Origin of the sequence: Plantactinospora sp. KLBMP9567, assembly GCF_033446045.1 — a bacterium.
Taxonomy (GTDB): Bacteria; Actinomycetota; Actinomycetes; order Mycobacteriales; family Micromonosporaceae; genus Plantactinospora.
This window is the reverse complement of the sequence record NZ_JAWQRR010000022.1, coordinates 313,385-326,050: the sequence shown is the minus strand read 5'-3', so window position 1 is coordinate 326,050 and position 12,666 is coordinate 313,385. Positions and strand designations below refer to the sequence as shown.

Here is a 12,666-nt window from a genome sequence, read left to right as displayed (position 1 = left end):
CGAGCAGCCGGGTGGCCAGCACCGCAGCCTGGGTGCGCCGCTCCAGGCCGAGCTTGGCGAGCAGGCTGGAGACGTAGTTCTTCACGGTCTTCTCGGCCAGGAACATCCTGCCGGCGATCTCCCGGTTGGTGAGCCCCTCCGCCACGTACTCCAGGATCCGGCGCTCCTGCTCGGTCAACGACTGGAACTCCCGCGGCTGTTCGACCCCGCTGCGAATGCGTTCGAGGACCCGGGCGGTGACCGCCGGGTCCAGCAGCGACTGGCCGGCGGCCACCCGGCGGACCGCGTCGACCAGGTCGGTGCCGCGGATCTGCTTGAGGACGTACCCGGCGGCACCGGCCATGATCGCCGCGAACAGCGCCTCGTCGTCCTCATAGGAGGTCAGGATGAGGCCCTTGATCGTGGAGTCGATCGCCCGGACGTCCCGGCACACGTCGATGCCGTTGCCGTCCGGCAGCCGTGCGTCCAGGATCGCCACGTCCGGCCGCAACGCCGGTATACGGCGCGTCGCCTCCTGCGCCGAGCCGGACTCGCCGACCACCTCGATATCACCGTCGCTCTGCAGCAGCCCGGCCAGGCCGCGCCGGACCACCTCGTGGTCGTCGAGCAGGAAGACCCTAATCACCCGTCCTTCCTATCCGGCCGACGCGCTGACCGCACAGGGCCGAAGGTCCCGAACGGGGCGGTCGAGAGCGGGGACTGGGTCCCGGCAGCTCGGGACCTGCGGCCCTGCCGGCACGCCCCGGCGGCGGCGCACCGTGGTGGGCAGACAGCGAACGAGGAGGAAGTGCGATGACCGCCAACCGCAGCACCGCGACGACGGCCGCCGACGGATCCGGCGTACCCGCCGCCGAAGCGCGCGCGGCGTTCGGCGCCGCCGCCGCGTACGCGCTGCTGGCACCCTCGGTGTTCAACACCCAACCGTGGCGCTGGCGGATCGGCCCCGGCGCCGTACTCACGCTGCGGGCGGACCGCTCCCGACAGGTGCACAGCGTCGACGCGAGTCGACGGCTGCTGCTGGTCAGCTGCGGCGCGGCCCTGCACCACGCCCGGCTGGCCCTCGCGGCGGCCGGATACCGCACCGAGGTCGTGCGGTCTCCGGACGGCGCCGATCCGGACGTGCTGGCCAGGATCACCGTGACCGGACGGCAGGACGTTGATCCGGAGCGGTCGCGGCAGTACGCGGCGGGCCAGCGGCGACGCACTGACCGGCGCGCCTTCGGTGACCGCTCCGTGGCCGAGCCGACGCTGCGCCGGCTCCGCGAGGTGGTCGAGGCCGAGGGCGCCCACCTGCACCTGGTTCGCGACGACCAGATGCCGATGCTGGCGGTCGCGACCGCCAACGCGGCCGCCGTCGAACTCGAAGACCCGGCGTACCGGGCCGAGCTGCGGCGCTGGACGAACCGACCGCCGGAGAGCCGGGACGGGGTACCGGCCGCCTCGGCGGTCCGCCCGGGGCTGCGCCGGGTGCCGATCCGCGAACACGCGCTCGGCGGCACACCGGGCCTGGAGGTGGGTGACGGCATGGACCGGGGCGCCGCGTACGCGATCCTGTTCGGCACCGGCGACGCCCCTGCCGACCTGCTCACCGGTGGCGAGGCACTCTCCGCCCTGTTGCTGACCGCGGTCGCGGAGGGTCTCGCCACCGCACCGCTGAGCGACCCGATCGAGCTGGACTGGCCCCGCTGGCTGATGCGCAACCTGCTCGCCGACATCGGTGAGCCGTACGTGGTGGTCCGGCTCGGCTTCGCCGCCGACCCGACACCGCTGCCGCCGGTGCTCCGGCGGGAGCCGGCCGACGTGATCGGGTACGCCGACTGAGGCGGGCCGGCGCGGCGGCGGGACGAGCGGTCGGCGCGCCGGGTGGATGCGCCCCCCGTCGAGCCCGCGCGGGATGGCGAGGAGGAAGCAGATGAGTCCGACGGGCTATGCCCCGGTGGACCTGGACCGGGCCGTCGCCGCCGCGGCCCGGGCACCCGTTGCGGAGCGGAGCCAGCCGTGGCTGCGGCTGCGCGATGGCGCGATCGACGTGCTGGTGCCCCCGTCCAGGCGCCCAGCCGGTGATCGTGCCGGGTGGGCCGCCCGGCTCGGCGGTGGTGCCGGCCTGTTCAACGTACGGCTGGCGCTGGCGGTACGCGGCCGGCCCGCGCTCGTCCGGCTGCGCCCGTACCGCGACGAGCCGGACCTGCTGGCGCGGCTGCATCCCGGCCCGGTGCGGGTGCCCGGCCCCGCCGAGCGGGGGCTGTTCGCGGCGCTGCCGTACTGCCACGTCGATACCGGACCGGTTGTCCCGGCGCCGGTGCCGCCCGAGGTCCGGCGTCGGCTGATCGACGCCGGCCGGACCGAACACGGGTGGCTGGACCTGATCGTCGGGCACGCCGCCGTGGCGGCGTTCGCCGAGATCGAGGCGGGTGCCGGGCGGGTACTGGACCGTGGCCGGGCGGACGCGGCCGCCGCGCTCCGCTGGCGTAGCGGCGCGCCGCCGTCCGACCTGCCGACCGGTTGGAGTGACCCGGCCGGGCCGGGCGGTGGTCGGGCCGGGCCGGGCGGTGGTCGGGCCGGCTGGGGGAGCGGTGTACCCGCCCTGGCGGAGCCGGACCGTGAGTCGGTCGCCGGCCCAGATCAGGAGCCGAGCGACGAGCCCGGCCACGAGCCGATGGTCGCCGTGCTGGGCAGTCCGCTGGACACCCCCGGTGACCAGTTGCGCGCCGGACAGGCGTTGCAGCGCGTCCTGCTGACCGCCGCAGCCGCCGGGCTGACGGCGTGCCTCCAGGCACCGGTGATCGCGGTCCCGGCGGCGCGCGAGCAGCTCCGGCTGGCGCTCGGCCGGTTCGGCCGACCGCAGATGGTGCTGCGGATCGGTCAGCGACCTGCCCACCGCGGGGTGCCGCCCACGGTGGCGGACCCGGACCGGAGGTCCCGGGAAGACGGGTCCGAGGTCCCGGGGACCACCGGTCCGCCGGCCCTGCCCCGCCCGGTGGGCACTGGCGTCGAATGGAGGTAGCCGCGAGGGACAGCGCGGACGACACGAGAGGACGTGACGACGATGACGGCGACCAGCAACCAGCCCGTCGCCCGCCAGAGCACCGCGCCGGCCGAGCCGGTGGGCGCGGAGACCGGCGCCCAGCGGGCCGCCCGGTACGTTTTCGCCGGCATCCGGCTCGCCCTGGGCTGGACTTTCCTGTGGGCGTTCCTGGACAAGCTGTTCGGCCTGGGTTACGCGACCGAGAGCAAGGCCGCCTGGATCAACGGCGGCAGCCCCACCAAGGGCTTCCTGGCGTTCGGCGCGGAAGGGCCGTTCCAGGGGCTCTACCACGACATCGCCGGCGCCGCCTGGGCCGACGTCCTGTTCATGGTCGGCCTGCTCGCCATCGGCGTCGCCCTGCTGGCCGGGATCGGCCTGCGGGTGGCAGCGGTTGCCGGCGGCCTGCTGTACCTGCTGATGTGGACCGTCGTCCTCCCGCCGGAGAACAACCCGTTCCTGGACGAGCACCTGGTCAACGCCGCGCTGCTGGCCGGTCTGGCCCTGGTCGGCGCGGGCGACACCTGGGGACTCGGCCGGATCTGGGCGGGCCTGCCGGTCGTGCGGCGGCAGCCCTGGCTCAAGTGACGCCAGTCGCCCCTGCGGCGGGTAACCACCTGCGGGTGGTGCCCGCCGCGCCGCCGTCCGGGTACGGCGCTACGGTCGGATCTGTAGGGATACGCGCCGGTCCTCCCGGACCGCTCACATTGGGGAGCCTCATGACCGTGCAGATCGACCTGACCGGCCGGACCGCGCTGGTGACCGGATCGACCCAGGGCATCGGCGCGGCCATCGCCACCGGGCTGGCCAGAGCCGGCGCGCGGGTGGCGGTCAACGGTCGTACCCCCGACAGCGTCGCGCGGGCCACGACCGCGCTGCGGGCCGAGGTGCCGGACGCCGAGGTGGTCGAGGTCCCGGCCGACGTCGCCACCGACGACGGCACGGCGCGGACCCTCGACCTGCTGCCCGCGGTCGACATCCTCGTCAACAACCTGGGCATCTTCGGCGCCCGACCGGCGCTGGAGATCGACGACCAGGAGTGGCGGCGCTACTTCGAGGTCAACGTGCTGGCCGCGGTACGGCTGACCCGGAGCTACCTGCCCGGGATGATGGAGCGCGGCTGGGGACGGGTGCAGTACATCGCCAGCGACTCGGCGGTGGTCATCCCGGCCGAGATGATCCACTACGGGGTTTCCAAGACGGCGCTGCTCGGCGTCTCCCGGGGGTTCGCCAAGGCCGCCGCCGGGACCGGCGTGACGGTCAACTCGGTGATCGCCGGCCCGACCCACACCGGCGGGGTGGAGGACTTCGTCTACCAGCTCGTCGACCGGAACCTGCCGTGGGCGCAGGCGCAGCGCGAGTTCATGCGGCTGCACCGGCCGCAGTCCCTGCTCCAGCGGCTGATCGAGCCCGCCGAGATCGCCAACATGGTCAGCTATCTGGCGTCGCCGCTCGCCTCGGCCACCACCGGCGCGGCCGTACGGGTCGACGGTGGCTACGTCGACGCGATCGTGCCGTAATACGCCGTCGCACCGTTTTTGCAGACGGTTCTGCGCGTGCCGTGCTGCCATCAGCCGACAATACTTTCATTCTTGACAACTGAAATTGTCGGTGCGAGAGTTGCTGGCGGAAGCGAGAGCGCGACACCGTACGACGGTCCGCCGCACGGCGCGGGGACCCGATCGAGAGGACCCGACAATGCGGAAGCTGGTCGTGAGCACGTTCCTGACCCTGGACGGGGTCATGCAGGCCCCGGGCGGCCCCGGCGAAGACGACGACAACGGCTTCGCGCACGGCGGCTGGATGGTCAACTACTGGGACGACCAGGTGGCCGAGGCCATGGACGACCTGATGGGCAAGCCGTTCGACCTGGTGCTCGGGCGCAGGACCTACGACATCTTCGCCTCGTACTGGCCGCACGCCTCGGAGGAGGACGGCGCCGGGCCGCTCAACCGCGCCACCAAGTACGTCGCCTCCCGGGGCCGCCCGACCCTGAGCTGGGACCGGTCCGTGCTGATCGAGGGCGACGTGGCCGAGGGCGTCACCGCGCTCAAGCAGCAGGACGGGCCCGAGTTGCAGGTGCACGGCAGCGGCGAGCTGATCCAGACGCTGCTGCGGCACAACCTGGTCGACGAGTTCCGCCTGCTGGTCTTCCCGGTCGTGCTCGGCTCGGGCAAGCGGCTCTTCGCCGACGGCACCGTGCCGGCCGGCCTGAAACTGGTGCGGAGCACCGTCTCCTCCAACGGGGCGGTGATCGGCCGGTACGAGCCGGCCAGTGAGGTCGTCCTCGGCTCGTTCGGGCAGGGCTAGACCGGGGCAGGGAGGTCGCGCGGCCCCACACCGCGGGCCGGGCGGGGCCGATCCGGGGGCGGGGTCCCGGTGCCGAATGCCTCTCCTTCGTCGGTTACCGGCAGTTGGACGACGACCGCACCATCGTGCTGCTCGAACGGTACGCGTCCCGGGAGGCGTTCGAGGCGCACCGCGACACGCCGCACTTCAGGGGGCTCGCCGTCGAACAGATCGTGCCATGCCTGGAGCGCCGCGTCGTCGAAACCTACGACGTACCCGGATAGCACCGATCGCGGCCCGGGCCCGGCTGCCCGGAGCCGTCCGGCCACCGCGACCGTCAGTGCGCCGTGGTCGGCCGCCTGGGCCAGCACCTCTGCTAGACAGGGGTTCGACGGACCGGCGGTGAGGAGGCATGGGTGCGGATCGAGGTGGCCGAGCGGCGGGCCAGGATCGGCCGGCGGCACCGCCTGGCGGCCCATGCCCGGGCCGACGACCCGGTCGAGGTCGCCCGGGACCTGGTGGCGCTGCACGCCTCCGACCCGCCCACGGTCTATCTGGCGCTTTTCGCCCGGCTGGCCGGCGCCGACGTCGACGTGCAGACCGTCGACCGGGCGCTCTACGACGACCGGACCCTGGTCCGGATGCTCGCCATGCGCCGGACCATGTTCGTGACCCCGGTCGAGTCCGTGCCGGTGCTGCACGAGGCGGCGGCCCGGACCGTCGCCGGCCGGGAGCGGCGCAAGCTGCTCGGCTTCCTCGCCGAGGCGGGCGTCGCCGCCGACGTCGAGCGCTGGCTCGCCGAGGTCGAGGCGGTGGCGCTGCGGGCGATCGAGGCGCGCGGCGAGGTGACCTCGGCGGAACTCGCCGAGGAGGACGAGCGGCTGCGCCAGCCACTGGTGATGGCCAGGGGCAAGTCGTACGAGGGCCGGCAGCGGGTGGTCGCCCGGCTGCTCCTGCTGCTCGCGGCCGAGGGGCGGATCGTCCGGGGACGGCCGCGCAGCACCTGGCGGTACAGCCCGTACCGCTGGTCGCTGGCGCAGCGGTGGTATCGGGTGGCTCCGGAGCCGTGGACGGCCGAGGAGGCCGAGGTCGAGCTGGCCCGCCGCTGGCTGGCCGCGTACGGGCCGGCGCCGGCCGAGGACCTGCGCTGGTGGGCCGGGTGGACGGTCGGGCAGACGCGCCGGGCACTCGCCGGGGTCACACCGGTCGAGGTGGAACTGGACGGCGGCACCGGACTGCTGCTCCCCGACGACCTCGAACCGGTCCCCCCGGTCGAGCCCTGGGCGGCGCTGCTGCCCGGCCTGGACCCCACCCCGATGGGCTGGTCCCGGCGCGAGTGGTTCCTCGGCGGGCACGGTCCCCGGCTCTTCGACCGGTTCGGCAACATCGGCCCGACGGTGTGGTGGGACGGCCGGATCGTCGGCGGCTGGGCCCAGCGCAAGGACGGCGAGATCGCGTACCGGCTGTTGGAGGAGGTCGGCGCCGAGGCGGTGGGTGCGGTGGAGGCGGCGGTGGCGGAGCTGACCGGACGGCTCGGCGAGGCCCGGATCACGCCGCAGTTCCGTACCCCGCTGGAACGGGAACTCTCCGGCTGACCCGGCCGCACCGCCGCCAGTCGGGCCGGCACCGCACGCACCGACCCCGACCCCGGCGTACCGGAAGATCGTGATTTCGTACCGCCGGTGCCAGGGATCGGCGGCCGCTCGGGGTACCCGGTGTGCGGGCGGGCTATCCGGGTAGGTGTGCCCGGACAGCGGTACCGGCAGAGCGGAGCGACCGATGAACGTGTCCCATCTTCCGCTGCGCCTCGCGATCGGCGCGTTCGTGCTGAACTCGGGCGTCTCCAAGTGGAACCTCCAGGGCGAGGAGGCGGCGGGCATGCACGGGATGGCGGCCGGGGCGATCCCGCCGATCAAGCGGGTCCCGCCGGAGCAGTTCGCCCGGCTGCTGGCCGGCACCGAGGTGGCCCTCGGCGCCGCCCTGCTGCTCCCGGTCGTCCCGTCCGCCCTGGTCGGACTGGGCCTGCTCGGCTTCGGCGGCGGCCTGATGCGGCTGTACTGGGCGACGCCCGGCATGCACCAGCCCGGCAGCCCCCGCCCGACCCAGCAGGGCGTGCCGATCGCCAAGGACAGTTGGCTGATCGGGGCCGGCCTCACCCTGCTCCTCGACGACGTGCTCGGCCGGGCGGCCGGCAAGCGTCGGGGCCTGGGGCGGCAGATCGCGCGCCGGTGCGGCAAGCGCCGCGGCTGACCGCGCGGCGACCCGGCCGGCGGCTGTTTCGGCCCGCCCACTGCGGGTACGCCCGGAAGCAGACGAGCGGCACCACCGGCGTCGTCGGCCGGTGGCGTCCGGACAGATCCCGCACCGGGAGGAGGGCGACGCCATGGCCGGGATTCTGATGCGCAGCCGAGCCTTCAACGACCACGACCGGCTGCCGGACCGGTTCTCCCGGGACGGTGGCAACATCTCGCCGCCACTGGAGTGGTCGGACGTGCCGGAGGAGGCGACCGAGCTGGTCCTGCTGGTCGAGGACCGGGACGCCGGGCGGACGCCGTTCCTGCACTGGCTCGTGACCGGGATCGAGGCGACCTCCGGCGGTGTCGACGAGGGCAAGACCCCGCCGGGCGGCCGGGTCTGGGCGAACGGCTTCGGCACGGCCGGCTGGGGTGGCCCGCACCCGCCGATGAACGACGACCCGCACCGGTACTTCTTCCGGCTCTACGCCGTGAACCGGCCGCTGGAACTGCCCGGCGCGCCGCAGGCGCCGGACGTGCACGCCGCGGTGCGGCAACTGGAACTGGCCAGCGGCAACATGGTCGGCACCTTCGCCCGCTGAGCCCCGGCCCGCCGGTGGAAAAATCGGCGGCGCGGGACGGCCGACCGGGGTTAGATGCTCGACATGCCACTGCCCCCCGGCTGGTCGGTGCGCCGGCCCGGCCTCGACGACGTGCCGGCGATCCTCGCCGTGGTGCATGCCAGCGACATCGCCGCGCTCGGACACCCCGACTTCAGCGCCGACGACGTACGCGAGGTGTTGACCGCACCCGACCTCGACCTGGCCCGGGACACCTGGCTCGCGCTCGACCCGGACGGCGAGGTGCGCGGTTGGTCCTACCTGGAGGACTCCAACCGGGGGCCACGGGAGACGGTCGAGGTCTACGTGCACCCGGAGCTGGGGCTGCCGGCCCAGGTGCCGCTGCTGACGATGCAGCTCGCCCGCGCCGCCGAGCGCGCCGCCGAGTTCGGCCTCGCCGCGATGACCGTTCGGGCGCTCGCGCTGCCCACCGAGGAGCGCTGGATCGGCGTACTCCGGGACGCCGGCTTCGAGTTCGTCAAGCGGTACGCCCGGATGCGCCGGCCGCTGGCCGGGGTGGCCGCCGAGCCGCCACCCCCGCCGCCGGGAGTGCTGGTCCGGCCGGTCCGCTCGACGGACGACGCCGAGCTGCGCACCTTCCACCGGATCCTGGACTCGGCCTTCCGGGACACCCCGGACTACCAGCCGGCCAGCTATGAACAGTGGCGGGACCAGGTGGCTGCGCTGCCCAGCGTCGCCTGGGACGAGTGGTTCGTCGCCGAGGTGGCCGGCGAGCCGGTCGGCATCCTCCAGTCCGCCGACCAGACCCTCGACCAGAACGAGGGCTGGGTGAAGCAGCTCGCGGTGCTGCGGGAACACCGGCGGCGGGGCGTCGGCTCGGCGCTGCTGGCCCGGGCCTTCGCCTGCTACGCCGGCAAGGGCCGGGAGTACGCCGGGCTCGGCGTCGACCTGAGCAACCCGATCGGCCCGGTCCGGCTCTACCGGTCGGTGGGGATGAGTCCGCTCTACGAGGCGGTCGTCTTCGAACGGACCGTCGCCGCCACCGGGTAGGAACTTCGGTCAGGCGTCGACCAGGTCGTCGTCGACCACCTCGGCCCGGTCCAGCGAGGCGAGGACCCGGTAGTCGTACCAGTCGACGCCGATGGCGTCGGCGGTGGCGTAGCAGCCGATCACCCGCCCGGTGAAGCCGCCGGCGACCTCGGTGGAGAGGTATCGCCCGTCGAGTTCGGCGAGGACAACGAACTCGCCGCCCTGGGCCTCGTAGCCGAGCCGTACCACGTCCGGCTCCTGCCGGGGGTGGTCCATGCCCGGCCCCGAGGCCCAGGTCTCGACGCGCAGCACCACCGGGCCGGTGACCGGGCGGCTGCCGATCCGCTGGCACAACGGTCCGATCCGGGCCCGTACCCAGACCTCGCCGCCGCCCAGCTCGACCGCGTAGTGGTGCGCCTCGTCGAGGCGTACCGCCAGGCCACCCCGGCCGACGCCGGGGTCGACCAGGGCGCGTACCCGGACGTCGTGCTGAACCTGGCGGCGGCCGACGAAGGTCACCGTCGGCTCGTCGAGTGAGCCTCCCCGGGCCCGCAGGGTCAGCCAGCCGGGGCGTTCGATCAGCGACACGTCCTCCGGCGGACGGCACCGGACCGAGATCCACCGCGGATGCAGCTCGGTGGTGTCGAAGTCGTCCCGCGCCGGTGCGGCACCCACCGCCGCGGGGGACGGCGCGGTGGTACGCGGCACCGTGCCGATCGGCCCGACCACCGGCCAGCCGTCGGTCCAGGTGACCGGGGCGAGGAAGGTCTCCCGGCCGAGTACGTGCCAGCCGGGCGTGCCGCCCCGGGCGCGTACCCCGAGGAAGACCAGCCACCACGAGCCGTCGGCTGCCCGCACCAGGTCGCCGTGTCCGGTGTTCTGCACCGGGTGGTCGGTGCTGCGGTGGCTGAGGATCGGGTTGGCCGGGCACCGCTCGAACGGACCGTCCGGGGCCGGGCCCCGGGCCACCGAGATGCCGTGCCCGCGTTCGGTGCCGCCCTCGGCGATCAGCAGATACCAGGTGCCGTCGACCTGGTAGAGGTGCGGCGCCTCCGGTGCCTGCGCGCCCGGGGTGCCGGACCAGATTCGTTTCGGCGTACTGAGCACCGTGCCGCGGACCGGGTCGATCCGCAGTTGGTCGATGCCGGCGACCGTGCACCAGCAGGTGCCGTCGTCGTCCCAGGCCAGGTCGGGGTCGATGCCGAGGACGTCGGGCAGGTGCACCGGCTCCGACCAGCGGCCGGCGGGATCCTCGGCGGTGACCAGCAGGGTGCCGCCGTGCGGGATGTTCGAGGTGATAAGCCAGAACCGGCCGTCGTGGTGCCGCAGGGTGGGCGCGTAGACCCCGCCGGAGGAGGGCGTGCCGGGCGGCAGGACGAGCTGGCTGGGCCGGTCGAGGACGTTGCCGAGCTGGGTCCAGTTCACCAGGTCCCGGCTGTGGAAGATCGGAACGCCCGGGAAGTATTCGAAGCTCGAACAGGCCAGGTAGTAGTCGTCGCCGACCCGGCAGACGCTCGGGTCCGGGTGGAAGCCGGGGATGACCGGGTCGCCGGGGATCGCCATCAGGAATCGATCACGGCCCGGGTACCGGCCCTCCGAGCTGGAGGGATCGTGGTCGCGGCGGAACGGGGCATGGACGATCCTCTCCGGCGTAAACTTTCCGGAATTGTTCCGTAACTCGTTCGGAACGTTATGACCCACCGTGCGGTCAGTCAACCCCGGAACCTGCGGCAAAATACTGGGAGGGCGCGCGACCGACGCCGGTGCACCCGCGAAAGTGTTTCGGTCGTAGGCTGGAGCCTCAACGAAGGAGCTGCCTCGTGACGGTCGACGAAGGACGCAGGATCACGATCACCGCCATCGCCCAGGAGGCGGGCGTGTCGGTGCCGACGGTCTCCCGGGTACTCAACGGCCGCAACGACGTGGCGCCGCAGACTCGGGAACGGGTGGAGGAACTCCTCCGCCGGCACGGCTACCGTCGACGGGCCACCCGACCGAGGGCCGGGGCGAGCCTGATCGACCTCATCTTCAACGACCTGGACAGTCCCTGGGCGGTCGAGATCATCCGAGGGGTGGAGGACGTCGCGCACGCCTCCGGGGTCGGCACGGTGGTCTCGGCGATCCACCGCCGGTCGACCTCGACCCGGCAGTGGTTGCAGAACCTGCGTACCCGGGCCACCGACGGGGTGATCCTGGTCGCCAGCGACCTTGCCCCGCCGGTGCACGCCGAGCTGCGCCGGCTGAACGTGCCGATGGTGCTGGTCGACCCCGCCGGGGTGCCGCACCTCGACATCCCCACCATCGGTGCGACGAACTGGGCCGGCGGGCTGCGCGCCACCGAGCACCTGCTCTCGCTCGGCCACCGCCGGATCGGCTTCATCGCCGGCCCTCCGCGACTGCTGTGCAGCCGGGCCCGGCTCGACGGCTACCGGGCCGCCCTGGACGCGGCCGGCATCCCGCTGCGCGACGAGCTGATCGTGCCCGGCGACTTCTACCACGAGTCCGGCTACTCCGGCGGCGCCGCGCTGCTCGACCTCGACGAGCCGCCGACGGCGATCTTCGCCTCCAGTGACCAGATGGCCTTCGGGGCGTACGAGGCGGTCCGGCGGCGCGGTCTGCGGGTGCCCGACGACGTCAGCGTGGTCGGCTTCGACGACCTGCCGGAGGCGCGCTGGGCCTCGCCCCCGCTCACCACCGTGCGCCAGCCGCTGGCCGAGATGGGGCTGCTGGCCGCCCGGACGGTGCTCCGGCTGGCCGGCGGCGAGCCGCTGGACACGCCCCGGGTCGAACTCTCCACCGACCTGGTGGTCCGGGACAGCTCGGCGCCGTACGCCCGGAAGTGACCTACCCGCGGTGCTCATCGCCGCCATGGTGACCTGGACAGTTTCCGATGCCTGCGGGCCGAACTTCCGGGAGATTTCCGATAGAAGTCGGAGGGCCTGTCGAGACATTTCGGGGCGGCGGGTCGACCGGGCACGAGGCTGGCATCGCCTGCCGCGCCGGGCACGCACTTTGCCCCGAACATCGCCGCCTGCCGTGCCGGCTGACCGCCAGCGGTCCGCTGGGTCGCGAGTCACCCGCGCGCATGAGCGGACCGGTTTGCCGGGTTAGAGGTGATCGGGGGCGGGGTACCACCCCCGGGTAGCGACGCCCGGCCGCGCGGCGGGGCGCTGACCCGAGGGAGCACCCGATGAGACTCGACGACGACGACATCCGGACCACGGGCGGCGGTGGTGGGGAGGGGCCGGCCGACGGCGGGGCCAACCCGCTGGGCCGGGACGGTGGCGCCGATGGTGCCGCCGAAGGCCCGGCCGACGCCGGAGCCACCCCGGGGCAGCACGACGGCGGCGCCGACGGCAGTGCCGAGGGGCCGGCCGACGGCGGCGCGACCCCGGGGCAGCACGACGGCGGCGCCGACGGCAGTGCCGAGGGGCCGGCCGACGCGGGCGCGGCACCCGGGCAGCAGGACGGCGGCGCCGACAGCGCCGCCCGCTAGCGCTGGCCACCGGCG

The 12,666-nt window shown here is 74.0% G+C and carries 14 protein-coding genes; 12 read left to right on the top strand and 2 right to left on the bottom strand.

All coding sequences use genetic code 11. The features are described from left to right. Positions 1-625, bottom strand: a 625-nt coding sequence (locus tag R6Y94_RS19145; protein ID WP_318397232.1) for a response regulator transcription factor, incomplete at its 3' end; no start/stop codon positions are given. 167 nt (positions 626-792) lie between these two features. Between R6Y94_RS19145 and R6Y94_RS19140 the strand changes: the two genes are divergently transcribed. The 10 genes from R6Y94_RS19140 (at position 793) to R6Y94_RS19095 (ending at position 9,176) form a co-directional block, all read left to right on the top strand. After that, the gene (locus R6Y94_RS19140; protein ID WP_318397231.1) at positions 793-1,821 is read left to right on the top strand and encodes an Acg family FMN-binding oxidoreductase; all 1,029 of its coding nucleotides are present in this window, start codon (positions 793-795) and stop codon (positions 1,819-1,821) included. Between the two features lie 91 nt (positions 1,822-1,912). Beyond that, positions 1,913-3,004 (top strand): nitroreductase, encoded by a 1,092-nt coding sequence (locus tag R6Y94_RS19135; protein WP_318397230.1) that lies wholly within the window; start codon positions 1,913-1,915, stop codon positions 3,002-3,004. Positions 3,005-3,037: 33 nt separating this feature from the next. Further along, positions 3,038-3,610 (top strand): DoxX family membrane protein, encoded by a 573-nt coding sequence (locus tag R6Y94_RS19130; RefSeq protein WP_318397229.1) that lies wholly within the window; start codon positions 3,038-3,040, stop codon positions 3,608-3,610. A 131-nt stretch (positions 3,611-3,741) separates the two neighbouring features. Continuing rightward, on the top strand, positions 3,742-4,542 hold the full coding sequence (locus tag R6Y94_RS19125) for an SDR family oxidoreductase (protein ID WP_318397228.1): 801 nt from the start codon (positions 3,742-3,744) through the stop codon (positions 4,540-4,542). A 178-nt stretch (positions 4,543-4,720) separates the two neighbouring features. After that, entirely contained in the window at positions 4,721-5,332 is a 612-nt protein-coding gene (locus tag R6Y94_RS19120) for a dihydrofolate reductase family protein (protein ID WP_318397227.1), read from the top strand. A 50-nt stretch (positions 5,333-5,382) separates the two neighbouring features. Next, positions 5,383-5,595, top strand: coding sequence for a putative quinol monooxygenase (locus R6Y94_RS19115; protein ID WP_318397247.1), 213 nt, complete (start codon positions 5,383-5,385; stop codon positions 5,593-5,595). 132 nt (positions 5,596-5,727) lie between these two features. Then, positions 5,728-6,906, top strand: coding sequence for a winged helix DNA-binding domain-containing protein (locus R6Y94_RS19110; protein WP_318397226.1), 1,179 nt, complete (start codon positions 5,728-5,730; stop codon positions 6,904-6,906). Between the two features lie 184 nt (positions 6,907-7,090). Next, positions 7,091-7,561: a DoxX family membrane protein gene (locus tag R6Y94_RS19105; protein ID WP_318397225.1), complete on the top strand. Its 471-nt coding sequence runs from the start codon at positions 7,091-7,093 to the stop codon at positions 7,559-7,561. Positions 7,562-7,652: 91 nt separating this feature from the next. Further along, positions 7,653-8,147 (top strand): YbhB/YbcL family Raf kinase inhibitor-like protein, encoded by a 495-nt coding sequence (locus tag R6Y94_RS19100; protein ID WP_318397224.1) that lies wholly within the window; start codon positions 7,653-7,655, stop codon positions 8,145-8,147. Between the two features lie 63 nt (positions 8,148-8,210). Continuing rightward, entirely contained in the window at positions 8,211-9,176 is a 966-nt protein-coding gene (locus R6Y94_RS19095; protein WP_318397223.1) for a GNAT family N-acetyltransferase, read from the top strand. Between the two features lie 9 nt (positions 9,177-9,185). On the opposite strand, the gene R6Y94_RS19090 is transcribed toward R6Y94_RS19095, so the two are convergent. Continuing rightward, positions 9,186-10,718, bottom strand: coding sequence for a glycoside hydrolase family 43 protein (locus R6Y94_RS19090; RefSeq protein WP_318397222.1), 1,533 nt, complete (start codon positions 10,716-10,718; stop codon positions 9,186-9,188). Between the two features lie 257 nt (positions 10,719-10,975). Between R6Y94_RS19090 and R6Y94_RS19085 the strand changes: the two genes are divergently transcribed. Continuing rightward, positions 10,976-11,998 (top strand): LacI family DNA-binding transcriptional regulator, encoded by a 1,023-nt coding sequence (locus R6Y94_RS19085; RefSeq protein ID WP_318397221.1) that lies wholly within the window; start codon positions 10,976-10,978, stop codon positions 11,996-11,998. Between the two features lie 347 nt (positions 11,999-12,345). Further along, the gene (locus tag R6Y94_RS19080) at positions 12,346-12,651 is read left to right on the top strand and encodes a hypothetical protein (RefSeq protein ID WP_318397220.1); all 306 of its coding nucleotides are present in this window, start codon (positions 12,346-12,348) and stop codon (positions 12,649-12,651) included. The last annotated feature ends 15 nt before the right edge of the window (positions 12,652-12,666 follow it).